The sequence below is a fragment of the Pseudomonas syringae group sp. J248-6 genome (assembly GCF_032586995.1).
In the GTDB taxonomy this organism is placed as follows: domain Bacteria; phylum Pseudomonadota; class Gammaproteobacteria; order Pseudomonadales; family Pseudomonadaceae; genus Aquipseudomonas; species Aquipseudomonas amygdali.
The window spans coordinates 56,523-78,398 of the sequence record NZ_JAWHOP010000025.1; the positions used below are offsets into that span (position 1 = coordinate 56,523).

The 21,876-nt window shown below is 57.1% G+C and carries 22 protein-coding genes, 2 tRNA genes and 1 pseudogene; 19 read left to right on the plus strand and 6 right to left on the minus strand.

Going from position 1 to position 21,876, the window contains the following annotated elements:
- The first annotated feature begins 351 nt into the window (after positions 1–351).
- The 9 genes and pseudogenes from RYC17_RS23340 (at position 352) to RYC17_RS23380 (ending at position 8,046) form a co-directional block, all read left to right on the plus strand.
- Positions 352–2,577: an AsmA family protein gene (locus RYC17_RS23340; RefSeq protein ID WP_316904562.1), complete on the plus strand. Its 2,226-nt coding sequence runs from the start codon at positions 352–354 to the stop codon at positions 2,575–2,577.
- Between the two features lie 92 nt (positions 2,578–2,669).
- Positions 2,670–3,737: an A/G-specific adenine glycosylase gene (mutY, locus tag RYC17_RS23345; protein ID WP_003372219.1), complete on the plus strand. Its 1,068-nt coding sequence runs from the start codon at positions 2,670–2,672 to the stop codon at positions 3,735–3,737.
- Positions 3,734–4,006 (plus strand): oxidative damage protection protein, encoded by a 273-nt coding sequence (locus RYC17_RS23350; protein WP_122271075.1) that lies wholly within the window; start codon positions 3,734–3,736, stop codon positions 4,004–4,006. Before mutY ends, RYC17_RS23350 begins: the two co-directional genes overlap by 4 nt.
- Before the next feature lie 101 nt (positions 4,007–4,107).
- Positions 4,108–4,183, plus strand: a tRNA-Phe gene (locus tag RYC17_RS23355).
- 361 nt (positions 4,184–4,544) lie between these two features.
- Positions 4,545–4,861, plus strand: a pseudogene (locus tag RYC17_RS23360) (DUF4258 domain-containing protein).
- Positions 4,858–5,301: a helix-turn-helix domain-containing protein gene (locus tag RYC17_RS23365; protein WP_003372222.1), complete on the plus strand. Its 444-nt coding sequence runs from the start codon at positions 4,858–4,860 to the stop codon at positions 5,299–5,301. Before RYC17_RS23360 ends, RYC17_RS23365 begins: the two are co-directional and overlap by 4 nt.
- A gap of 180 nt (positions 5,302–5,481) precedes the next feature.
- Entirely contained in the window at positions 5,482–5,760 is a 279-nt protein-coding gene (locus RYC17_RS23370; protein ID WP_003318312.1) for a lipoprotein, read from the plus strand.
- A gap of 312 nt (positions 5,761–6,072) precedes the next feature.
- The gene (locus tag RYC17_RS23375) at positions 6,073–7,419 is read left to right on the plus strand and encodes a methyl-accepting chemotaxis protein (RefSeq protein WP_122258793.1); all 1,347 of its coding nucleotides are present in this window, start codon (positions 6,073–6,075) and stop codon (positions 7,417–7,419) included.
- Positions 7,420–7,560: 141 nt separating this feature from the next.
- Positions 7,561–8,046: a hypothetical protein gene (locus RYC17_RS23380; RefSeq protein ID WP_058400058.1), complete on the plus strand. Its 486-nt coding sequence runs from the start codon at positions 7,561–7,563 to the stop codon at positions 8,044–8,046.
- Positions 8,047–8,103: 57 nt separating this feature from the next.
- Here the strand turns inward: RYC17_RS23380 and gabP are convergent, their stop codons facing one another.
- Positions 8,104–9,495: a GABA permease gene (gene gabP / locus RYC17_RS23385; protein WP_316904563.1), complete on the minus strand. Its 1,392-nt coding sequence runs from the start codon at positions 9,493–9,495 to the stop codon at positions 8,104–8,106.
- A gap of 524 nt (positions 9,496–10,019) precedes the next feature.
- Here gabP and RYC17_RS23390 point away from each other — a divergent pair.
- The 5 genes from RYC17_RS23390 (at position 10,020) to RYC17_RS23410 (ending at position 14,292) form a co-directional block, all read left to right on the plus strand.
- Complete coding sequence (locus tag RYC17_RS23390) at positions 10,020–10,793, plus strand: ABC transporter ATP-binding protein (RefSeq protein WP_016981246.1); 774 nt, start codon at positions 10,020–10,022, stop codon at positions 10,791–10,793.
- A 13-nt stretch (positions 10,794–10,806) separates the two neighbouring features.
- The gene (locus RYC17_RS23395) at positions 10,807–11,571 is read left to right on the plus strand and encodes an ABC transporter substrate-binding protein (protein WP_057402191.1); all 765 of its coding nucleotides are present in this window, start codon (positions 10,807–10,809) and stop codon (positions 11,569–11,571) included.
- 66 nt (positions 11,572–11,637) lie between these two features.
- Complete coding sequence (locus tag RYC17_RS23400; protein ID WP_117140104.1) at positions 11,638–12,333, plus strand: ABC transporter permease; 696 nt, start codon at positions 11,638–11,640, stop codon at positions 12,331–12,333.
- A complete protein-coding gene (locus tag RYC17_RS23405; RefSeq protein ID WP_005730196.1) occupies positions 12,330–13,019 on the plus strand; it encodes an ABC transporter permease in 690 nt (229 codons plus the stop codon). Before RYC17_RS23400 ends, RYC17_RS23405 begins: the two co-directional genes overlap by 4 nt.
- 1 nt (position 13,020) lies before the next feature.
- Complete coding sequence (locus tag RYC17_RS23410) at positions 13,021–14,292, plus strand: methyltransferase (protein ID WP_316904564.1); 1,272 nt, start codon at positions 13,021–13,023, stop codon at positions 14,290–14,292.
- 295 nt (positions 14,293–14,587) lie between these two features.
- On the opposite strand, the gene RYC17_RS23415 is transcribed toward RYC17_RS23410, so the two are convergent.
- From RYC17_RS23415 to RYC17_RS23425, 3 genes are all read right to left on the minus strand, one after another.
- Positions 14,588–14,911: a DUF6124 family protein gene (locus RYC17_RS23415; RefSeq protein ID WP_058400054.1), complete on the minus strand. Its 324-nt coding sequence runs from the start codon at positions 14,909–14,911 to the stop codon at positions 14,588–14,590.
- A gap of 431 nt (positions 14,912–15,342) precedes the next feature.
- Positions 15,343–16,356, minus strand: a complete 1,014-nt coding sequence (locus tag RYC17_RS23420; RefSeq protein WP_058400053.1) for a DnaJ domain-containing protein — start codon at positions 16,354–16,356, stop codon at positions 15,343–15,345.
- 411 nt (positions 16,357–16,767) lie between these two features.
- Positions 16,768–17,007 (minus strand): hypothetical protein, encoded by a 240-nt coding sequence (locus RYC17_RS23425; protein WP_410478468.1) that lies wholly within the window; start codon positions 17,005–17,007, stop codon positions 16,768–16,770.
- Positions 17,008–17,114: 107 nt separating this feature from the next.
- Here RYC17_RS23425 and RYC17_RS23430 point away from each other — a divergent pair.
- The 3 genes from RYC17_RS23430 (at position 17,115) to RYC17_RS23440 (ending at position 18,216) form a co-directional block, all read left to right on the plus strand.
- Positions 17,115–17,190: transfer RNA gene (locus RYC17_RS23430), tRNA-Thr, on the plus strand.
- A 131-nt stretch (positions 17,191–17,321) separates the two neighbouring features.
- Positions 17,322–17,456, plus strand: coding sequence for a hypothetical protein (locus RYC17_RS23435; protein WP_316904566.1), 135 nt, complete (start codon positions 17,322–17,324; stop codon positions 17,454–17,456).
- A 193-nt stretch (positions 17,457–17,649) separates the two neighbouring features.
- The gene (locus RYC17_RS23440; protein ID WP_316904567.1) at positions 17,650–18,216 is read left to right on the plus strand and encodes a nucleotidyltransferase family protein; all 567 of its coding nucleotides are present in this window, start codon (positions 17,650–17,652) and stop codon (positions 18,214–18,216) included.
- A gap of 232 nt (positions 18,217–18,448) precedes the next feature.
- Here RYC17_RS23440 and RYC17_RS23445 read toward each other — a convergent pair whose 3' ends face one another.
- The gene (locus RYC17_RS23445) at positions 18,449–19,063 is read right to left on the minus strand and encodes a histidine phosphatase family protein (protein ID WP_316904568.1); all 615 of its coding nucleotides are present in this window, start codon (positions 19,061–19,063) and stop codon (positions 18,449–18,451) included.
- A gap of 103 nt (positions 19,064–19,166) precedes the next feature.
- Positions 19,167–19,508: a DUF5713 family protein gene (locus tag RYC17_RS23450; RefSeq protein ID WP_122280849.1), complete on the minus strand. Its 342-nt coding sequence runs from the start codon at positions 19,506–19,508 to the stop codon at positions 19,167–19,169.
- A 189-nt stretch (positions 19,509–19,697) separates the two neighbouring features.
- Between RYC17_RS23450 and RYC17_RS23455 the strand changes: the two genes are divergently transcribed.
- Both RYC17_RS23455 and RYC17_RS23460 read left to right on the plus strand, forming a co-directional pair.
- The gene (locus RYC17_RS23455) at positions 19,698–20,120 is read left to right on the plus strand and encodes a DUF1493 family protein (protein ID WP_122280848.1); all 423 of its coding nucleotides are present in this window, start codon (positions 19,698–19,700) and stop codon (positions 20,118–20,120) included.
- Between the two features lie 551 nt (positions 20,121–20,671).
- The gene (locus RYC17_RS23460) at positions 20,672–21,757 is read left to right on the plus strand and encodes a type I restriction endonuclease (RefSeq protein ID WP_005746663.1); all 1,086 of its coding nucleotides are present in this window, start codon (positions 20,672–20,674) and stop codon (positions 21,755–21,757) included.
- Positions 21,758–21,876: the final 119 nt, after the last annotated feature.

Sequence of the window (21,876 nt, forward strand, 5' to 3'; positions counted from 1 at the left end):
TCTGTTTTATCGGCAGGTTATTCAGATACGTGACAAAAAGACGCACCTGAGCCAGCAAAAACGGAGACTATCACTGTCTGATGGCAAATAAGCATCTCGTTACATGCTTTTTATTATCCATTGCATCGGTTAATCCGCGCGCTCTATGACGCCATAGATGCAGTCAATTAAATGATAAGAAAAACTGTCAGAACCTTAGTTGCGGCAAAAACTGTTTGGCGGTCTGGTCGAGAGGCGCGCGGACACCTCAAACCACAGACCGGACAGCAATAACGGCATCCGCAGCCCGGTACGCGCGTCAGAGCGGTATACTCACGGGCTATTTTTGAACATCGACACAAGGACTCGCCCATGAAAGCGTTCGGCAAAATCCTGGGGCTGTTTATTCTCGGGCTGTTGCTGATCATCGTGGCTCTCGGCTTCGCCCTGACCCACCTGTTTGATCCCAACGACTACAAAGACGAGATTCGCCAGCTGGCACGCGACAAGGCCAACGTCGAGCTGACGCTCAACGGCGATATCGGCTGGAGCCTGTTCCCCTGGCTCGGCCTGGAATTGCACGACGCCCATGTCGCCACCCTGACCGCCCCCGATCAGCCGTTTGCCGATGTGCAGATGCTTGGCCTGTCCGTACGTGTCCTGCCGCTGCTTCGTCGTCAGGTGCAGATGAGTGACATCCGCGTCGAAGGCCTTAACCTGGCCCTGCACCGTGACGAAAACGGCCATGGCAACTGGGAAGACATCGGCAAGCCCGCTGTCGCAACCACTGCAGCGCCTGGCGAACCGGCTCCTGCACCAGCCCCGGACGCGCCCAAGGCCGACCGTCCTTCCCAGCCCATCCGGCTGGATATCGACAGCCTGACCGTCAACAACGCCCGCGTGGATTACAGCGATGCCCGAAAAGGCCGAACCTTCACCGCCGAGAGCATTCAACTGAGCACCGGGCCGATTCGTGAAGCGTCCGACATCCCGATCAAACTGACGGCGTTCCTGAGCACCAACCAGCCCGTCGTGCGCGCCAAGACCGAACTGGTCGGCGAACTGCGCATGGACCGCGTACTCAAGCGCTATCAATTCGAAGACATGCGCTTGTCCGGCGAAGTCGCAGGCGAGCCGCTGCAGGGCAAGACCGTGACTTTCTCGGCGCAGGGCCAACTGCTGGTAGACCTTGCCGCTAATATCGCCGAATGGAACAGCCTCAAAGTGTCAGCCAATCAGTTGCGCGCACTGGGCGAACTGCGTGCCCGTGATCTGGACAAGACGCCACAGATCAGCGGCGGCCTGTCCATCGCCCAGCTCGACCTGCGCACCTTCTTCGAAAACATCGGCCAGCCACTGCCCGCCATGTCCGAGGGCGCGCTGAGCAAGGTTGAAATGGTCACACGCCTCGCCGGCACGCCCACCAGCCTTGCGCTGGATAACCTCAACCTGAAAGTCGACGACAGCACCTTCACGGGTCGGATCGCCGTGGACGACTTCGCCAAGCAGGCGCTGCGTGTCCAGCTCAAGGGCGATACCTTCGACGCCGACCGCTATCGTCCGGCTGAGAGCGAAGAAAGCAAAGGTGCCAAGGCCGCGCGCAAATCCGAGGTTCAGTCCGGTGAAGCCGCCGCCGCTGCGGGCGACTCACCGCTGCCCGAACAACCGACCAAGGCCGCCTGGAGCACTGCCAGGCTGCTGCCGCTGGAGCGCTTGCGTACGCTGGATGTCGAGGCTGACCTGAGCTTCGGCAAACTGACCCTGAACAAACTGCCCATCGACAACGCAGCGTTCAAGACCCAGGCCAACGGTGGCCTTATCAAGGTCGATACGCTGAGTGGCGACCTGTACAACGGCAACTTCGAGGTCAAGGGCAATCTGGACGCGCGTCCGGACACGCCTGTGGCCACGGTGCAGACGCGCATTGCCAAAGTACCGGTCGAACGCATTCTGGAAAGCCAGGGCCAGACGCCGCCAGTGCGTGGCCTGCTGAACCTCGACAGCAACCTGACCGGTACAGGCAACAGCGAAAAAGCCCTGATCGACAGCCTGAACGGCACCGCCAGCTTTGCGCTCAATAACGGCGTACTGGTCAATGCCAACCTGGAGCAGCAGCTGTGCAAGGGTATTTCGATCCTCAACCGCAAGACGCTTAGCGGCGAACCGCGCGCCAAGGACACCCCTTTCCAGCAGCTCAACGGCAATCTGGTGGTACGCAACGGCGTGGCCAGCAATCCGGACCTCAAGGTTCGTACGCCGGGCATGGCCGTCAACGGTAACGGCGACATCGACCTGCGCGTACTGGGCATGAATTACCGCGTCGGCATCATCGTCGAAGGCGACAAGAGCGACATGCCGGACCCGGCCTGCGAGATCAATCCGCGCTTTGTCGGTATCGAGTGGCCGGTGCAGTGCCGCGGCCCGCTGGAACTGGGCGCCAAGGCTTGCCGTCTGGACAAGGAAGGTGTCGGCCAGATCGCTGCGAAACTGGCGGGCGACCGGATCAGCGAGAAGCTCGAGGACAAGCTGAACGACAAACTCGGTGACAAGGTCAGCCCCGAGCTCAAGGACGCCCTCAAGGGACTGTTCAAGCGCTAGGGCAACGTGAACTGCTCAGGAGCGCCCTCGCGGCGCTCCGCTGGCACGACCTTCATATCACCACTCATATCCAGACGAGAGCCCTCCAGGCCATGCAACCCGAACAATTCTCCAGCGCCGTGCTGGACTGGTACGACCGTCATGGCCGACATGACCTGCCCTGGCAACAAGACATCACGCCGTACCGGGTCTGGGTGTCGGAAATCATGCTGCAGCAGACCCAGGTCAGCACCGTTCTGAATTACTTCGACCGCTTCATGGAGGCCCTGCCGACCGTGCAGGCGCTGGCCGACGCGCCCGAGGACGAAGTGCTGCACCTGTGGACCGGGCTGGGTTACTACACCCGCGCCCGCAACTTGCAGAAAACGGCAAAAATCGTGGTCGCCGACCATGGCGGCGAGTTTCCCCGCGATGTCGAAAAACTCATTCTGCTGCCCGGTATCGGCCTGTCCACCGCTGGCGCGATTGCCAGCCTGAGCATGGGCATTCGCGCGCCGATCCTCGATGGCAACGTCAAACGCGTGCTGGCGCGCTTCACCGCGCAAGAGGGCTACCCTGGCGAACCCAAGGTGGCCAAGCAGCTGTGGGCCACCGCTGAACGCTTCACGCCGCACCGCCGGGTCAACAACTACACCCAGGCGATGATGGACCTGGGGGCCACGCTCTGCACCCGCAGCAAACCGAGCTGCCTGCTCTGCCCGCTGGAGCGCAGTTGTGAGGCGCATATGCTGGGCCTGGAAACGCGCTACCCGATCCCCAAGCCGCGCAAGACCGTGCCGCAGAAACGCACGCTCATGCCGATGCTCGCCAACGAAGACGGCGCGATCCTGCTTTATCGTCGCCCTTCCAGCGGCTTGTGGGGCGGCCTGTGGAGCCTGCCGGAGCTGGATGACTTCGATGACCTTCAGCACCTGGCCACCCAACACGCGCTGCAACTGGGCGAGCACCATGAACTGCCGGGGCTGATCCACACTTTCAGCCACTTCCAGTTGAGCATCGAACCCTGGCTGGTCAAGGTCCAGGAGTCCACCGATCACGTGGCCGAGGCCGACTGGCTCTGGTATAACCTCGCCACCCCGCCACGCCTGGGCCTTGCTGCCCCGGTGAAAAAGCTGCTCAAACGCGCAGCCGACGTATTGAACGCAGGAGAGTCGTCATGACCCGCACCGTAATGTGCCGCAAGTACAAAGAAGAACTGCCCGGCCTGGAACGCGCCCCATACCCTGGTGCCAAGGGCGAAGACATTTTCAACCACGTCTCGCAAAGAGCCTGGGCCGACTGGCAGAAACACCAGACCCTGCTGATCAACGAGCGCCGCCTGAATATGATGAACGCCGAAGACCGGAAATTCCTCCAGACCGAGATGGACAAGTTTCTCTCGGGCGAAGAATACGCCCAGGCCGAAGGCTACGTACCCCCCGAAAAATAAAGCGTTTCACGCAGTGAAGGTCGTAAGCGTCGGTAATAATTCAAATTTTTTAAAAAACACGCTTGACGACCTCCTGAAAAACACGTCTAATGCGCCCCGTTGCCCAGATAGCTCAGTCGGTAGAGCAGGGGATTGAAAATCCCCGTGTCGGCGGTTCGATTCCGTCTCTGGGCACCACCTTTCGTTTTCAGGTGATGTCAAGCACACCTGAAAGCACACAAGAAGCCCGCCTCGTGCGGGCTTTTTGTTGTCTGGTTTTTTTGAATGACAGACGTGTCTGCACCCTGCGCGCGCAGAAGAGACCAGTAGAATCAGACTACTGCATGTGTCGACTCTTCCTGCGCCGCACGTCGGCCGCCATCCGGCTTATTCGCTTGCCCGCATTTCGCGGCGCGTGACAAGGTAGCCAAGCCTCGGCAAACCAAAACCCGCTAATTCCAAAGGCTCCAAGCGCGACGCCTCAAGCGGAAAATAATCATTATTTACGACGCAAGGACGACACCCTACTATGGTGTCACCTATAAGGATTATAGGCAGCATGAAAAACAGGCAGCCCTTGTGGAGCAAGCAGCAACTTGAGGATCTTGTTCATGTCCTGGCAAGAGACTCCTCCAAAGTCGTTTTCGCGAGCATTGCCTGGAGCGCCTCTATGAGCGCGGCATAACCGCCACGGAGGCCCTGAGATGCCTGCGTCGAGGAGCAATCATCCGAGGGCCTACGTACAGCGAGAAGCATGGCAACTTCGAGTTCCGGATGAGCGAGCTCGCGCCGAGAGATGTTGTCTGCATGGTAGTAGCCGTCAATCCAAGTCCTGAGCCTGACGAGCTTTTCGCAATTACGGTGTGGGAGGTATGAAAATGTACAAATATAAAGGCAGTGGACTGGACGGCATCTTCTTGAAAAATGGTTATACGATCCTCGAAACGCCATACGGCGAAGGTGTGAAGATTGAAGATATCGACGGACTTCATCGAGCGATAGCTGTGGATATCATTGGCCAGAAAACGCCAATGACCGGGCGTCAGTTTCGCTTTTTGAGAAAGGAGCAGGATCTCATTCAGGAGGAGGCTGCAGCCATTTTCCGGGTCGATGTGCAGACCATTGCCAACTGGGAAAAGCGCGAATCTCAAGAAATACCGGGACCAGCTGACGTTGCCATGAGGGCTTTTTACGCTGCCTATATCCACGCCAATTTTGGTCCGATCATCTTCGAACGAAATGCACAACCCCACGAAGGAGCCGCGTTCGAATTGGACGGAACACAGTGGAAAGAGTCCGAGCTGAAAGTCGCTTGACTCACAGGGTGATTAGTCTGGCGGCATGTAAAGGTGCCGTTCAAGGCAACACTTGAGAAGATCACAACGGCCTTCTGCTACTCATACCAGCCATCCAGAGCCCTGCCACCCCCATCCCATTGAACTAATTTTCCCTGCCCGCCATCGAAGCCATACATTTGCTTCCACAAGGAAAATTCCGTGCTCAAGTTAACTGCCTCCGCCCTCATCCTCGCCGCCACTCTGGGTCTGGCTGCCTGCGACAGCAAATCCGAACAGAAGGCACAGGACGCTCAGGCGCATCAGGAGAAGTCCCAGGAGAAGATGGAGTCTGCTCAGGACAAAGTGAACGAGGCTGCCAAAGAGAACACCGAAGCGGCCAAGGATAAAGCCGAGTCCAAGGAAGCGGCTGCCGAAGAGTCGAAGACCTTCGTGCCGACGTCCGAAGTGACCAACACCATCCAGCCGGAAAAAAAGTGAAAACAGTGAATACTCTTCACAAAGTTTTCACAGCGGCCGCGTCATTGTAGAGCTGCTCCCAAGTGTGAATCCTTAAGCCCGCTCCCCCATCGCGGGCTTTTCTTTGTCCGGAATTTGACGGGCAGACCGCTTTTCCAGATATCTGTGTACTTATAGTCAATGTATTTTTCTTTGACCAAAAACTGCACTTTTTTGACGCCAATAAATCTCTTCATTTATCCAGTCGATTGTTGCGATGACCCGTTCATGTCTCAGCTTTTCGAGCCGATACTCTAATCACAGCAAGTCCACAAACACACCAAGGGGCAGGTTATGTTCGGAAACAAGAACAAAGCTGAACTGACAGCCATGAAGGCCGAGGTAGATGGACTCAAAGGACTGACAAACGCACTGGAAAAATCAATGGCGGTGGTCGAGCTGGGTCTCGACGGCAAGATCCTTCGTGCCAACGATAACTTCCTTGCAACGATGGGCTACCGGGCCGATGAGCTGGCCAGCAAGACGCACCGCGACTTTTGCGAGCCGGAGATGCTCCGCAGCCGTGAATACGCGGACCTGTGGGCGTCTCTGAAGGCTGGCAAGTTCATCTCCGGCACCTTCAAGCGCATCGACAAGAATGGCCGTAGCGTCTGGCTGGAGGCAAGCTACAACCCGGTGACCGATACGCAGGGCAAAGTGTTCAAGGTGGTCAAATATGCTCTGGACGTTACCAAACGCGTAATGCTCGAAAACGAGACCAACGGCAAGCTGGCAGCAGTAGACCGGGCCATGGCTGTTTGCGAATTCGAGCCCAATGGCAATGTGATAACCGCCAACAGTAATTTCCTGAACGTCATGGGTTACGCACTGAACGAGATCAAAGGTAAACACCACAGATCGTTCTGCGAACCAACACTGGTCAACAGCCCGGAATATGCCGAATTCTGGCGCAAGTTGAATCAGGGCGAGTTCATTGGCGATCAGTTCAAACGCCTCGGCAAACATGGCCGGGTTGTCTGGCTGGAAGCAACGTATAACCCGGTTTTTGATGTCGACGGCAAGCTCTACAAGATCGTCAAGTTCGCCAGTGACATTACCCAGCGTGTCGAAAAGCAGGAAGCCGATGCGCATGGTGCGTCGCGTGCTTACCATATCTCGGCAGAAACCGAGAAAGTGGCCGAACAAGGAACCCTGGTCATTCAGGAAACCGCTCGGGAAATGCGCCAGATTGCCGAAAACATCGGCGCGTCGGCGAAGCTGGTGAGCCAGCTGGGCGATCGCTCCGAGCAGATCACCGCCATCGTCAATACCATCCGCGGCATCGCCGACCAGACCAACCTGCTGGCGCTCAACGCTGCCATCGAAGCGGCACGGGCGGGTGATCAGGGTCGCGGGTTTGCCGTGGTGGCAGACGAAGTCCGGCAACTGGCCGGACGTACCAGCGGCTCGACCACCGAGATTGCCGAAATGATCGGCAAGATCCTCGCCGAAACACGTGAAGCCGTGGCGAGCATGGATGCCACGCAGGAAGGTGCCATTCGAGGTGTGACACTGGCCGATCAGGCCGGACAGGTCATCGTCCAGATCCGCGACGGCGCAAGCGATGCGGTCGAGGCCGTGAACATGTTCGCCACGCGCATGGATGAAGCCGAAGCGTTTGCAAAACCGGGCAAGCGATGACGATCGTGTAACGCCCCGCACATCAAAACCCGCGCCCTGCGGGTTTTTTATTGTCCAGAGATTACGGCCAAGCCTTGGTTATCCAGCCCGTCTGCGCTTCAATAGCGGCCATCGCATTTCACGCCAGTCAAAGGACCGCTCATGGCCTCGCCAGACAAGCAGCAAAAACGTGCCAAGCGCGCAAAAATCAAGGCCAAGCAGAACCGCTCGGGCAAGGGCACAACCAGCCTCGTCCACCCGGTGTTCGCCTCTGCGCTGGTCAATCTGCCGTTTGATGACGTCGAACTTGATCTAAACACGTTCGACTTCAAAGACATCGTGGAGAACGGCTTCGACCCGGCCGACTATGACGATCTCTTCGTGGCCATGAAAGCCGCCGAGGCCATCAGCCAACTGGCGCTGTGCGTCGTCTTCCTGCAATACCCGGTGCTGGCACTGGTGATTTCCGAAGAGGACGAAGACCCTGCCACGGACTTCATGATGGGCCTGCTGATCGTGTACCGCGCCATGTACCACGATGAAGACGAGGACACGGCGATCGAATGGATCGAAAGCCCCGCCTTCCAGAAGGATTACACGCTGGCGTCCGACCTGCTGATGAAGAGAGACACCAGAGCCGCACGCTAATGCATGCTCGTGCCAATGTATGACATTGGCACGAGCATCATCCGCTAAGGGCCGCGATCAACCCAGCGCAGCAGCGCCCACGCGGCCGGCCTTGCGGCGACGCGATACGATCAGGCCAGCGCCGATCACCAACAGGCTGAGTACGCCGGTGGCGATGATTTCGAGGCGATGCTCTTCCTGCAGCAGCATGATGGTCAGCACCGCGACGATGAACGCGATCACCGCCCAAGTCAGCCATGGGAACAGCCACATCTTGAAGTCGATGGCCTCGCCTGCAGCAATGCGCTTCTGGCGCATACGCAGCTGCGACACCGCGATCACCAGATACACCAGCAGTGCGATGGCACCGGAGCTGGCGAGCAGGAAATCGAATACGGCCGCAGGCGCGATGTAGTTGGCGAATACGGTCAGGAAAGCCGCCGCAGTCGACATGAGCACCGCCCAGTGAGGCGTACCGCCCTTGCTGGTGCGCTTCGACACGGCAGGTGCATCGCCGCGCTTGCCCAGCGAGAACAGCATGCGCGAAGCGGTGTACAGGGCCGAGTTCAGGCAACTGGTCACAGCAACCAGCACCACCAGATCGACAATCAGCTTGGCGTTCGGAATACCCATCGCATCGAGCACGGTCTGATACGAACCCACCTCGGCCAGGCGCGGGTCGTTCCACGGCACCAGCGACACAACGATGAAGATCGAAACCAGGTAGAACAGGAAGATCCGCCAGATCACCGAGTTGGTGGCCTTGGTGATCTGCTTGCCAGGGTTCTTGGACTCCGCCGCTGCAATGGTCACAATTTCAGTGCCCATGAACGAGAACATGGTGGTCAGCATCGCCGCCAGCACCGCGCCCATGCCGTTTGGCAGGAAGCCGCCGGTGTCGAACAGATGGCTGACACCGCTGACGTTGCTGGTGGGCAGCAGACCGAAGATCGCCGCAACACCCAGCACCACGAACGCGATGATCGCCACGACCTTGATCAGCGCGAACCAGAACTCGAATTCACCGTAGTTCTTCACACTGAACAGGTTGGTCGCGGTCAGCAGCAATGTGATGACCAGCGTGAACATCCAGATCGCGATGCTGGGGAACCAGGCGTGCAGGATGGTTGCAGCAGCGTTGGCCTCCAGTGGAATCACCAGCACCCAGAACCACCAGTACAACCAGCCGATAGTGAAACCGGCCCAATGCCCGATAGCGCGGTCGGCGTAGGTTGAGAACGAACCTGTGTCCGGCGAGGCAACGGCCATTTCGGCCAGCATGCGCATCACCAGCACCACCAGCGTACCCGCAGCGGCGTAGGCCAGCAGCACGGCAGGACCAGCCTCGGCAATCGCATGGCCGGAGCCGACGAACAGACCGGCACCAATAACGCCGGCAATCGACAGCATCGTAATGTGTCGCGGTTTCAGCCCTTGTTCGAGCTCGGAAGAGTTAGCGGTACTGCTCATAAAACCACCTATGCAAGACGAGCGAGGCACACCGAAGCATTGCGTAAAAAGAAAGCTACGGTGCCGTTCTTTATTATTGACGCAAGAATTGCGCCAAAATATTTCGAAAACGACGTCGCTTAGAGAATACGAGGCTTGTAGCGTGGCGCTTGAAGCATGCAAGACGATGGTTTTATACGCAGTCTGTAGGATTTGTTACCAAACGCCTCAGATTCGTCTACATGCACGCACCAAAAATGCCCAAAACCCTCTTACAAGCGCAAACATGGTGCGCAAATCAGACCGCCGCTCAGCAAATGCTACTTCCAACACCAGGCTAAAGCTGGCAACATCGCGCCTTTTTCGCGCACGCCCCTGTTTTGCAGGGCATCATGCTTGCCTTCATGCGACCGTCCGCTGCCCAGATGAGACAACCCGTCGAGCCCCTCCACGCTGGACCAAAGACGCTGATGGTTGTCCTTTAAACGCTGTGCTAGCTTGACGTTCGCTGGCAGCCAGCGCGCACACTTCAATGAGGACCCCACATGGCCGAGGCCACGCCCGCCCTGGAAATCCGCAACCTGCACAAGCGCTACGACCAGCTTGAGGTGCTCAAAGGCATCTCGCTGACCGCTCGCGACGGCGATGTCATATCGATCCTCGGCTCATCCGGTTCCGGCAAGTCCACGCTGCTGCGCTGCATCAACCTGCTGGAAAACCCGCATCAGGGGCAGATCCTGGTGGCCGGCGAAGAATTGAAGCTCAAGGCCGCGCGCAACGGCGACCTGATTGCCGCCGATAACCGGCAGATCAATCGCTTGCGCAGCCAGATCGGCTTCGTGTTCCAGAATTTCAACCTGTGGCCGCACATGAGCGTGCTCGATAACATCATCGAAGCCCCACGTCGCGTGCTCGGTCAGAGCAAGGCCGAGGCCATTGCAGTGGCTGAAGAGTTGCTGGCCAAGGTCGGTATCGCCGACAAGCGCCATGCCTACCCCGCGCAACTTTCCGGCGGACAGCAGCAACGCGCCGCCATCGCGCGTACGCTGGCCATGCAACCAAAGGTTATCCTGTTCGACGAGCCGACCTCGGCCCTCGACCCGGAGATGGTTCAGGAAGTACTCGGCGTCATCCGCGCACTGGCTGAAGAAGGCCGGACCATGCTGCTGGTGACCCACGAAATGAATTTTGCACGTCAGGTATCAACTGAAGTGGTGTTTTTGCATCAGGGAATGGTCGAAGAACAGGGCACACCGCAGCAAGTATTCGAAAATCCGCTGTCGGCAAGGTGCAAACAATTCATGTCGAGTCACCGCTAACGGAGCAACACCCATGCAGTCGTACAAAAAGATCTTGCTGATCGCAGCGGCCACCCTTGCCTTCAGCGGCAGTGCCTTTGCTGAAACAATGAAAATGGGCATCGAAGGTGCCTACCCGCCGTTCAACAACAAGGACGCGAGTGGCCAGGTGGTGGGCTTTGACTATGAAATCGGCCAGGCCCTGTGCGCCAGGATGAAGGTCGAGTGCGAAGCGGTGACGTCAGACTGGGACGGCATCATCCCGGCGTTGATGGCCAACAAGTTCGACTTCCTGATCTCATCGCTGTCGATCACCGAAGAGCGCAAGCAGGTGGTCGATTTCACCAACCCCTATTACTCGAACAAGCTGCAATTCATCGCGCCGAAAACTTCCTCGATCGACGTATCGAGCACTGAAAAAGCCAAAGAAAGTCTTGCCGGCAAGTCAGTGGGTGCCCAACGCTCGACGCGGGCCGCCACCTGGCTGGAAGACACACTGGAGATCCCGGACGCCAAGCTCTATGACACTCAGGAAAACGCCTTCCTCGACCTGTCCGCCGGTCGCGTCTACGCCATGCTGGCCGACAAATACGTCAGCTTCGAGTGGCTGAAAAGCGAAGCGGGTCAGAACTTCGAGTTCAAGGGCGAGCCTGTCGTTGAAGACGACAAGATCGGCATCGCCGTGCGCAAGGGTGATGATGCCCTGCGCGAGCGCTTGAACGCGGCCCTGAAAGAAATCATCGCTGATGGCACCTACAAGAAGATCAACGACAAGTATTTCCCTTTCAGCATCCTCTGATTCACCTGACCGCGTCGCCGCCGCTTCCTGTAGAAGCGCGGCGACCGGCCCTGACAAAGCCTGCCCATGAACATTGATCTCCACGGATTCGGCCCGGCCCTTGCGGCTGGCGCGCTGATGACGGTCCAGCTTGCACTCTCGGCCCTGTGCCTGGGGCTGATACTCGGACTGCTCGGTGCCTTGGCCAAGACCTCGCCCTACAAGCCGCTGCAATGGCTGGGCAGTACCTACTCGACCCTGGTACGCGGCATTCCCGAACTGCTTTGGGTGTTGCTGATTTACTTCGGCACCGTCAACGGCATGCGCGCTCTGGGCAAACTGTTCGACATTCCTGACCTGGCCCTGAGCGCCTTCGCTGCCGGGGTCATCGCCCTGGGCATTTGCTTTGGTGCCTACGCGACCGAAGTGTTTCGCGGCGCGATTCTGGCCATCCCCAAAGGCCATCGTGAAGCCGGGCTGGCGCTGGGCATGTCACGGCCGCGCATTCTCTTCAAGCTGGTGCTGCCGCAGATGTGGCGCATCGCCCTGCCCGGCCTGGGCAATCTGTTCATGATTCTGATGAAAGACACCGCGCTGGTCTCGGTGATCGGCCTGGAAGAAATCATGCGCCACGCGCAGATCGCCGTGGGCTTCACCAAGCAAGCATTCACCTTCTACATGGTCGCGGCCTTCATGTACCTGGGCCTGACCGTGCTGGCCATGGCCGGCATGTACTTCCTTGAGAAACGCGCCAGTCGCGGCTTTCTGAGGAGCGCGTCATGAATTGGGAAGTCATCATCAAGTGGCTGCCACGCCTGGCACAGGGCGCGACCCTGACCCTTGAGCTGGTGGCGATTGCCGTCATCGCCGGGCTGATCCTCGCCATCCCGATGGGCATCGCCCGTGCATCGCGTCACTGGCCGGTGCGCGCCCTGCCCTACGCCTACATCTTTTTCTTCCGCGGCACACCGCTGCTGGTGCAACTGTTTCTGGTCTATTACGGCCTGGCGCAGTTCGAGTCGGTGCGCCAGAGTGCGTTGTGGCCGTACCTGCGCGACCCTTTCTGGTGTGCGGTTGTCACCATGACCCTGCACACCGCCGCCTACATCGCAGAAATCCTGCGCGGCGCCATTCAGGCCGTGCCGGTCGGCGAAGTCGAGGCGGCGCGGGCGCTGGGCATGTCGAAATGGAAAGCACTGTTCTACATCGTCCTGCCCCGCGCGGCACGTATCGGTCTGCCTGCGTACAGCAACGAAGTCATCCTGATGCTCAAGGCCAGTGCCCTGGCCAGCACCGTCACCCTGCTGGAACTGACCGGCATGGCCCGCACAATCATCGCCCGCACCTACCTGCCGGTAGAAATCTTCTTCGCCGCCGGCATGTTCTATCTGGTCATGACCTTCGTGCTGGTGCAGGGATTCCGCCTGCTGGAAAAACTATTGCGTGTAGACGCAAGCCAGGGTCGCTGATATGAAAGGTGCTGGCGTCGATCCAGTCAGCACCTTGCCACACGAGGCCGCCACCATGCCCTCTGAACCTTGCTTGCAGGATGAACACCTCGGCAGCCACTTTCGTGCGCTGGACAGCTTCCTGTTCGCGCATCAGGCCCTGTGGCGGCCCAAGCCGTTCACACACCTGCGCTTGCCGTGGGAAGACAAATACCCGGACCTCGCGCACTGGCTGCGGCAACGCACGCTGGAACAGGCCGAGGCCGCGCATAACCACCCGGAACAACTCGACGCGCCGTTTCCGTTCCCGCAACTGGCCGCCGAAGCCGTCGCCCTGAGCGATGTCGCTGAACTGCCTTCATATCCTCTGGAGCCAGTCGATGCGCGCATGAGTGTCGACGTGCCGGGGCGCAAATGGCAGCAGATCGAAGCCTTCGCCGGCCATCTGAACAGGCGTGATACCACCACGCACTGGCTGGACTGGTGCGCAGGCAAAGGCCACCTGGGGCGGCGCCTGACCGGGCGCGGTCAGCGTCTGACCTGCCTGGAGCACGACCCGGCGCTGATCGAAGCAGGCTTGGCACTGAGTACGCGGCAAGGCATAGACGCCAGGCATGTGCAGCAGGATGTCATGGCCGACGACGCCTGGCGCTGCCTGCAACCCGAGCACACGCCTGTGGCGCTGCATGCCTGCGGCGACCTGCACATTCAGCTGATGGAGCTGGCCAGCCAGACCGGCTGCCGGTACATGGCAATCGCGCCATGCTGCTACAACCGCACCCGGCACGACCTGTATCGGCCGCTGTCCAGCGACGGCAAGGCATCGGGCTTGAAGCTGTCACGAGACGAACTCGGTCTGCCGCTCAGCGAAACCGTGACGGCTGGCGCTCGCGTGCGGCGCCAACGCGACACCTCGATGGCCCGCCGCCTGGGCTTCGACCTGCTGCAGCGTAGCTTGCGCGGCATTAACGATTACTTGCCCACACCTTCGCTGCCGACGTCCTGGCTGGATGCGTCCTACGCGGACTACTGCAATCATCTGGCGCGACTGAAGAATCTGCCAGCACCGGGCCAGCAGGACTGGGCTTCTCTGGAAGCCGCTGGCTGGAAAAGGCTGGCCGAAGTGCGCAACCTGGAACTGGTCCGCAATTTGTTTCGGCGTCCGCTGGAGATGTGGCTGGTGCTCGACAGGGCAATGTATGTCCACGAGCAGGGTTACAGCGTCAGCGTTGGCACTTTCTGTGACAGCCGGATTACACCACGCAACCTGCTGATTCTGGCTCGAAAATCGTGACCTAAATCGATTGAGCAACCTGTGGATAAGTCTGTTGATGAAAATGTGGATGAGTGCGTTAAAGCTTGGCGCGCCAGTTACTGAAGCCCCTTATTTTTTCCCGCAATCCTTTCCGTAACCCGCAAAAACAATGCCTTGCGGACCACCAGGCCAACATTCGCACATCTGGTAACGCGCGTATTTTTTTATCAAGCGATTGTGCATAAAGATTTGGTAAAGGCTCTGGAACAAGCTTTTTGCCTGGCTAAATCGCGCACATGCAAGTGCCTGTGCACGACCTGTTTAGTGCGAGGTTTCAGACCTCTTCGACACACTCCAGCGAGCGCTCGACCATGACTTTGGCCATTTCCAGCATATGCATGGAGGCAAACGCCAGGTCGCGTTGCGCACCGGTCAATTCATCGCCCAGTTCGTGGGCGGTGGCCGATGCACAACGCATGAAGTCCAGCGCATGCACCAAGGTTGCTTCCAGGCTGATGAAGTCGAACTTGCTGTCGTGGGGTTCTTTGTCAGTGCGGGGGATTGGCAGGTAACACGCCATGGCGCGTTTGACGACCGCCTTGTCGAAGATTGGCGCGGTGCTGGACTGTTTGGGTGGGTCGGGGGTTATTTTGACCATGCTTAGCTCTCTCCTCAATGGAACTGCCACTGGGGTCGCGACTAAACGAGTGAGGTGGCAGCTGTGCGAAGGTTAGTCGACCGGGAGCTAAGACCGGCGCACCCGAAGGTGCCCTCGCGCACAGCCGCCATAGAGTGCAGGAAGAAGACCTGACCAAAACAGCGACGCGATACGCCTTAACTCAAATCCGGGCGACTAAACCCGATCGCTGATGTGCAGCGACAGGCGGAGATTAGAAGCACACATCGAGAGGCGCAAGCGGTCGGGGATTCTCTCGGAAATGTCCTTCAAAAGAAAGAGACCAAGCCTGCAAAAACCGGCCTGAAAGCGTTGCAAAACATGATCTCCGCGTACGATTGCCTAAGGCCGTGGGCGCGAGCTTGCTCGCGAAGGCGGAATACGCAACGCCGCATTCCTGTCATGACTCACTACTAAAACTGATCATCCTTCAACCGCGCAAACGGCACACTGCGATTTTGCAACTTGCGCAACGTCAGCTTGTACGCACTGGACTTGATCTGACTGCCCATCGGTGTCTCCTCCAGCAAGATACGGCCCGACGCAAAGGCACAGCCCGTGCTCATCATCTTGTACTTGAGCAGATACAGCCCCGGGTCCATCTTGGCGAACGTAAACACCGCACCGGCCGGCACAAACGCATGCCGAAACGCCCTGCGCCCCACCGCATCCGTGACCTTGGCATACACCGCCGACTCGCCGGCCGAGTTATCCACAGTGATCTGCGACCAGCCGTTGTCCTTGAGCAACGGCATATCTTTCACGTAACCCGCCTTTTCCGGCCAGGGCGCGCCCATCGGATCCAGCGCCGGCACCTCACACTCCGACGTTACCGCATCAACCGGCTTGGCCGGGCTGGCCACAGGCTCTTCAACCGGCGCGGCGGGCGCTGGCTTGACCCACGTCTGCACAACCGGCACCGGCTCGGCTGGCACAAACGCCTTGCCAGCATCAGGGTCGTAACCCATCCACGCCCCGGCTGCGCAAAACACCACAAACACCAGCGCCCAACGCAACGCACTGCGGCGCCGCTTGTCACTGGGAGGCGATGAAAAGGAAGGAGAAGCCTTGGGCGCCGGGCCCGTCCGAGCCGCCCGAGAGGGCGCTGCAGTGGCAGTAGCAGAGTTTGCGGCATACACATGCACCGCCTGCCCGCCCCCCGCACGCGCCTGCTTGCGCCGCAACGCGTCCATACGAGCCTTGTGCTCATCGGCAGCAAGCTGCGCATCATAAGCCGCACGCCGCGAAGGGTCCGCCAGCACATCATGAGACGCGTTGACCACGCCCATCATGTCCGAGGCGTAAGGGTCGGGATTCCTGTCCGGGTGCAGCTTCTGCGCCAGCTTGCGATAAGCCTTCTTGATCTGCTCAGGAGAGGCATCGCGAGCAACACTCAGCAGCTCGTAATGCGTGGGCGTTCTCTGCATTGCACTTGCTGTCCATGGCTGACTGCCATTTTTGATACAGATGTATCGGCCAAAAAGCCCATATCTCCAGTGCAAATGCAACGCAACAAGAACCAGCCCACAAGAAAATGCCCGAATCCAGAGGATCCGGGCATTTCTTGAAACATCGATGAAGCCTTCGTGAGCGTCCAGACGCACATTCATGCGATTCAGACAGCAATCCTCAGCCCCACCTTGCGCAAGACCCGACAGGCCAGACGCAACTACAAATATCCTTCAACAACTCCTCAGCGAATGACCAGCCTGCGGCAAACAAAACCCCAAACCCGGTTACGATCCATCGCATTACTCATCAGATAGTCCTTTATCTGCTGGCTGAAAAGCTAACGTCCCATGCTGCTGACTCAGTAGCCCGGGCCGTTGAGAACAAGCCTATGCAAAGCCCTCCTGCTCCGCAACTGCCAAAAAATAGCGGGGTCGGATGGGTGCCTGTTCACGCACCAGATAGCCATCAACGCTGGACGCATCGGTTTGCACGAACAGGTTAAAAATCCATCGCTTTGTCAGGTACAAGCTGTATGCGTCAAAGGCGAAATCAGCGTTCAAAATCGCATTGCTCACACACATCAAACAGACCAATCCATCAAAACCAACGGAAACGTCCTGCACCATCACCCGTCCGCATCCCACCCAAAGCGCCAATGGTCGATTTTTTTCAACTGAATCAGACAGCTAGGCTTTACAAGCGCATCAGAAGCTATATACTCGCAGCCCATTACGCCGGTATAGCTCAGTTGGTAGAGCAACTGACTTGTAATCAGTAGGTCCCGGGTTCGACTCCTGGTGCCGGCACCATATAAGGTTCCAAAGGTGGCTTTCACAGCCTTTGAAATCTCCGAAAAACCCGCCTTTTGGCGGGTTTTTTCGTTTTTGGTTGGAAAATCCAGATTGAGACACTATCTGCGACGTCGAGCCAGGAGGCTGAAATGAGATTTCTTGAGCTCTACCTAAAGGGCGATGTGGTGGAAGAAGATATCCACCGGTTCGTGGAAGACTGGCACGAAGGCCGCGACGGTTGGGGCATCGAACTGCACGAGTACCTCGGCATGAGCTGGGAATAGTATCGGGTATGGGCAGCAACCCCGACAGCCCTATCCTTCATACTGGCGGCTAGAAAACAGGGTAGATCTCTAAGTCAGTAGATCCTCTGAAGTCACCTTTGACACCCTGACCGCTAGGCCCGACTGGCAGAGCTTTACAAGGCTATGGTGTATTGTCGGTCGCTAGGGCTAGATCGATTCCAGAGGGACGAAAATGACGTTGAATGTCGGAGGGCTGGCCAGGATAGCAATGGCCAATCCATTAAACGCTGAACTCATCTCACGCTTACCTTCACTAGGCTTGAATCAATGCATGCTCACTGCTGGCTGCCTGTTCCAAGCCGTCTGGAATCATCAGTCTCACTTGCCGTCAGCCTGGGGGGTAAAGGATTACGACGTTTTTTACTTCGACAATGATCTGTCTTGGGAGGCAGAGAATGAGGTCATCGGCTCTGTTCAACGTCTCTTTCAGGATCTAGAAGTTAACATTGAGATCAAAAATCAGGCTCGCGTTCATCTGTGGTACAGCCAGCGATTTGGCGGGAGTTACCCCCAGCTTCAGTCGGCCAAAGAAGGGATTGATCGCTACCTGATTGCCGGTACCTGTATAGGTTGGGATGTTGAAACTAGCGAAGTCTATGCCCCCAATGGCTTGGCCGACACCGAGCAAGGGCTACTTCGTATCAACCCAAAGAATCCCAAGTCAGATCTGTTCTATCAGAAGACGAAAAGTTATCAAGCTCGCTGGCCCTGGCTCAGGATCGTAGACCCCCAAGGTTGAATCGAAACGCGCGGAGTATGCCGATGAAGGCATTTATTGGGGATGAGAGCCGATTGCTGTCTATCCCTACGGGCTGCAAACGGCACAGGGTTTGTGAAAGCACATCCGCGCGCCCTTGCTATGATTTCTGAGGAGCTCATCGCAAGATTACCCATGAAGCGCTTCATCCGATGCGAACATTGACGTCAAAGCACTTTGCTTCCGGAAAGCCTCGACGACTACGTCAGCGATATCAGCCTACCCCCCATCCAGCATCGCCTGCGCGACTGGAGAGCACATATCCACCACCATTAAGCACATGGTTCGCGATTTCATACTCACGCCACTCAGCCATAGCCCGCCCACAAATTTCCTGCGGCCTGCACTCGATCAACCAGGCGACGGCATTGATGAATTGCCCATGCGAAAACACTGCGATGTTCTGGGCGGGGTGCTCTGCGAGTCGAGCCAGGAAAGTCTTGGCTCTGGCTATAAATTCTGAAAAAGACTCAGCGCCTGCGCCATCCTTAAACGCCGGGTCTGACCTGGCCCAATAGGCGTCGACCCAATCCTTTCTATGGGCAACGGTCGTGTTGGCACACCGCGCGGGTTCGAGGTAGGTGAATTCCTGAATAGGCCAGGTTTCAAAAGGGGTGCCAGGGTAGGTCGCTACGGTCGCCATCGCGGTTGCCTGCGCTCGGGAAAACGGCGAAGCGATAATCAGGTCCGGCGCATGTGTGAATGATAGGGCCACTAGTTGCGCTTGTTCTACACCCTTCAGTGTGAGGGGAATAGTCGCGTGATCCACACTGGCTTCGCCTGCGTTGGCAGCGCTTTGTCCGTGACGAATTAGTCTGACCTGCTTCATTAATCAGAGACTCGTGTGAGGTGTAGAGACTGAGCTCATTCCAGCGTACGCCCTCTTCTGGCAAAAACCATCAACATCAGGGGCGCCGCATACATGGGGCGGATTACCACTCGCGCGGCGCAATCAGCTCCTCAATGTCTGCGTCGGTGAAACCATAAGCGTCTGCTATCCGTACAAAATCCTCAGCAATGGTTTCGCGGGCGAAGGTTTCGATCTCACTGCCGTTCTCTTCGAACACCTCCTCCAGCTCGTTGATTTGCTCTGTCGCTTTGTGAGTCAGGGCATACAGCGCATCCAGGTCGGAAGGCTTTTGCCGCTCGATTTCGTGACACAGGTTGACGAGCACGTCTTCGCACATTTTCACAACGGCATCAGGGAAATACTCGTCCTGATACATGCCTTTCAAGAAGGTGTATTTGACCATGGTTTCATTGGTCAACTGCATGGGTATCCCTCGTCGATGTACAGTGAGCGCTCAGTGAGTCCAATTGAGGTGACAATCTGAGATGCATTACAAGATTATTGCCCACTCTGCGGGCTGGGCGTATACGGCGGCGGAGCCAGGGCTGATAGCCTACAAGACAGTGGTCACTTATAACTCCGTTGTGAGCAGCGAAGATCAGGTTTTTTAGCCATGCACGAACCCCTTGATTACAAAATAATGGATAGCATCGTCGTCTGTATCCACGATACCGCAGGCTTTGGAAGGAAGGCATTTGAAAGCTTCAGCTTGGCGACCGATGTCGCGAGGGACATGGGTGTAGATGGCGACGATTCAAATGATCTGATGGTCGAGTTCTTCGAAAGGTTCTCTATCGATCTTAACGATTACGACCCTTATCGGTACTTTTTGGAAGAAGGTTTCAACTTCTTTTCCTTCAGGCGCGCCAAAGACAGACGCGGAAACATACCGCTGAGAGTGGGCATGTTGTATTTAGCCTTGAAAGCGAGACGTTGGGATACACAAGCATTTGAACAAGCCACATTCAGCGATGCCCCACTGTATGAGCGCACAGAAGATATTCCGGTTGATGGCTACAAGATAAAGAGCCGTTGATCTTGCCTACGTGATCCGCTTGGTATGCATGTCATACCCCAAGCGCCTTACGAAAAGTGGATGCGCTCGGTGATGACGTCAGATTGCAGAAATCCACATAATTCAAACCTCCTTTCAGCGTGACGGAGGTTTCCTGTACGCGTGGCCTTAAGCAGGCCGCGACCTACCAAGCTCCCGAGGCAAAGCTCATAAGGCAACTCGGCATTGGGCATGAAAGCAGGTGTCGACCAGTAGCATCAACAACGACTGGACCAATTCGAGAAGCTCGAATATTGGTGCCGGCACCATACAAAATAAGTGCTTTCAGCCTACAAGCCCTTTTTTCGCATCAGATTTAGCAACGCACATTTAGATCTTCATTACGCACGAACCAAAACAGACCACTCCTCCCGCTATGCCCCGCCACGCGTAAGAAGTTTCCGATTTCCTCAGATATCTCCGCTCACGCCTCAAAATCCTATAGCTATTTCGCAGCCCATCGTAGTAGCGTTGCGCCTCTATCGACTATCGATAGGACTGAGGGCTCATGAGCCCGGCACGGAGCAATAAAAATGGATTTTCTTGAAGCACTCAATTCCCTTTCCGCAAAAGTCCGCCAGCAAGCTGCGTCCATCCGCACCGAAGAGGCTACCAAAACGGCTCTGGTCATGCCGTTTATCCATACCGTGCTGGGCTACGATGTATTCGATCCTTCTGAGGTTGTGCCGGAATACACGTGCGATGTAGGCACCAAGAAAGGCGAGAAGATTGACTATGCCATCGTTAAAGAGGGCAATATTCAGATCCTCATAGAGACCAAGAAAATCGGCGAGCCGCTGAACATCAATCATGCCAGCCAGCTGTTCCGTTATTTCCATGTGACAACTGCAAGGATTTCGATCCTCACCAATGGCCGAGTCTACAAGTTTTTTACAGACCTGGACGCGCCTAACAAGATGGATGAAAAACCATTTCTTGAACTGGACCTGTTGGCGATTGATGACCATGCCATTCCGGAATTACAGAAGCTGACCAAGTCGTCCTTCGACGTTGAGTCAATTCTCAATGCCGCTGGTGAGTTGAAGTACGTAGGTCAGATCAAGCGTGTGATTGCGGCCCAGTTCAGTCAGCCGGACGACGATTTCGTCCGTTACTTCGCGTCACGCATTTATGAGGGCGCGATCACTCAGAAGGTACGTGAGCAGTTCACGATTCTGACCAAAAAGGCCACCTCGCAATTTCTGAACGATCAGGTCAACGACCGGTTGAAGCTGGCAATGAGCGGAGTTCAGGCACCCACGGTGGCCGAAACCATCATCGAAAATAACACTCAGCCTGAAAAGGAAGAGCCGTTAGACGACCGGATCGTAACGACGGTGGAAGAAATGGAAGGCTTCCATATCGTCAAGTCGATTATCCGCACTGTGGTTGAAGCGAAACGTATTGCTCATCGTGATACACAAAGTTATTTCGGCATTCTTCTGGATGACAACAACCGAAAACCCATCACTCGCCTGCATTTCAATCGCGCTCAGAAATACATCGGTATTTTTGAAAAGGACAAAGGCGAGACCCGCCACCCGATCGCTTCCCTGGACGATATTTACGGTTTTGCCGATGCCCTAAAGGACACTGTATTGAGCTACGCAGAGTCCTGAAGAAGCATTAATACCGTTAAGGGCGCGCGCGGCAATGCGCGCCTTGCAAGTACGTCGGGATATTTTCCGCCCCCCGACCTCCCCTCAAGCTCTCCCCCGCCCCGTCGATACCCCCCATA

What these genes read in the sequence shown, in the direction of transcription:
- RYC17_RS23340 (WP_316904562.1), top strand. Translation starts at nt 352, where the DNA reads ATGAAAGCGTTCGGCAAAATCCTGGGGCTGTTTATTCTCGGGCTGTTG.
- mutY (WP_003372219.1), top strand. Translation starts at nt 2,670, where the DNA reads ATGCAACCCGAACAATTCTCCAGCGCCGTGCTGGACTGGTACGACCGT.
- RYC17_RS23350 (WP_122271075.1), top strand. Translation starts at nt 3,734, where the DNA reads ATGACCCGCACCGTAATGTGCCGCAAGTACAAAGAAGAACTGCCCGGC.
- RYC17_RS23365 (WP_003372222.1), top strand. Translation starts at nt 4,858, where the DNA reads ATGAAAATGTACAAATATAAAGGCAGTGGACTGGACGGCATCTTCTTG.
- RYC17_RS23375 (WP_122258793.1), top strand. Translation starts at nt 6,073, where the DNA reads ATGTTCGGAAACAAGAACAAAGCTGAACTGACAGCCATGAAGGCCGAG.
- RYC17_RS23380 (WP_058400058.1), top strand. Translation starts at nt 7,561, where the DNA reads ATGGCCTCGCCAGACAAGCAGCAAAAACGTGCCAAGCGCGCAAAAATC.
- gabP (WP_316904563.1), bottom strand. Translation starts at nt 9,495, where the DNA reads ATGAGCAGTACCGCTAACTCTTCCGAGCTCGAACAAGGGCTGAAACCG.
- RYC17_RS23390 (WP_016981246.1), top strand. Translation starts at nt 10,020, where the DNA reads ATGGCCGAGGCCACGCCCGCCCTGGAAATCCGCAACCTGCACAAGCGC.
- RYC17_RS23395 (WP_057402191.1), top strand. Translation starts at nt 10,807, where the DNA reads ATGCAGTCGTACAAAAAGATCTTGCTGATCGCAGCGGCCACCCTTGCC.
- RYC17_RS23400 (WP_117140104.1), top strand. Translation starts at nt 11,638, where the DNA reads ATGAACATTGATCTCCACGGATTCGGCCCGGCCCTTGCGGCTGGCGCG.
- RYC17_RS23405 (WP_005730196.1), top strand. Translation starts at nt 12,330, where the DNA reads ATGAATTGGGAAGTCATCATCAAGTGGCTGCCACGCCTGGCACAGGGC.
- RYC17_RS23410 (WP_316904564.1), top strand. Translation starts at nt 13,021, where the DNA reads ATGAAAGGTGCTGGCGTCGATCCAGTCAGCACCTTGCCACACGAGGCC.
- RYC17_RS23415 (WP_058400054.1), bottom strand. Translation starts at nt 14,911, where the DNA reads ATGGTCAAAATAACCCCCGACCCACCCAAACAGTCCAGCACCGCGCCA.
- RYC17_RS23420 (WP_058400053.1), bottom strand. Translation starts at nt 16,356, where the DNA reads ATGCAGAGAACGCCCACGCATTACGAGCTGCTGAGTGTTGCTCGCGAT.
- RYC17_RS23425 (WP_410478468.1), bottom strand. Translation starts at nt 17,007, where the DNA reads ATGGTGCAGGACGTTTCCGTTGGTTTTGATGGATTGGTCTGTTTGATG.
- RYC17_RS23435 (WP_316904566.1), top strand. Translation starts at nt 17,322, where the DNA reads ATGAGATTTCTTGAGCTCTACCTAAAGGGCGATGTGGTGGAAGAAGAT.
- RYC17_RS23440 (WP_316904567.1), top strand. Translation starts at nt 17,650, where the DNA reads ATGACGTTGAATGTCGGAGGGCTGGCCAGGATAGCAATGGCCAATCCA.
- RYC17_RS23445 (WP_316904568.1), bottom strand. Translation starts at nt 19,063, where the DNA reads ATGAAGCAGGTCAGACTAATTCGTCACGGACAAAGCGCTGCCAACGCA.
- RYC17_RS23450 (WP_122280849.1), bottom strand. Translation starts at nt 19,508, where the DNA reads ATGCAGTTGACCAATGAAACCATGGTCAAATACACCTTCTTGAAAGGC.
- RYC17_RS23455 (WP_122280848.1), top strand. Translation starts at nt 19,698, where the DNA reads ATGCACGAACCCCTTGATTACAAAATAATGGATAGCATCGTCGTCTGT.
- RYC17_RS23460 (WP_005746663.1), top strand. Translation starts at nt 20,672, where the DNA reads ATGGATTTTCTTGAAGCACTCAATTCCCTTTCCGCAAAAGTCCGCCAG.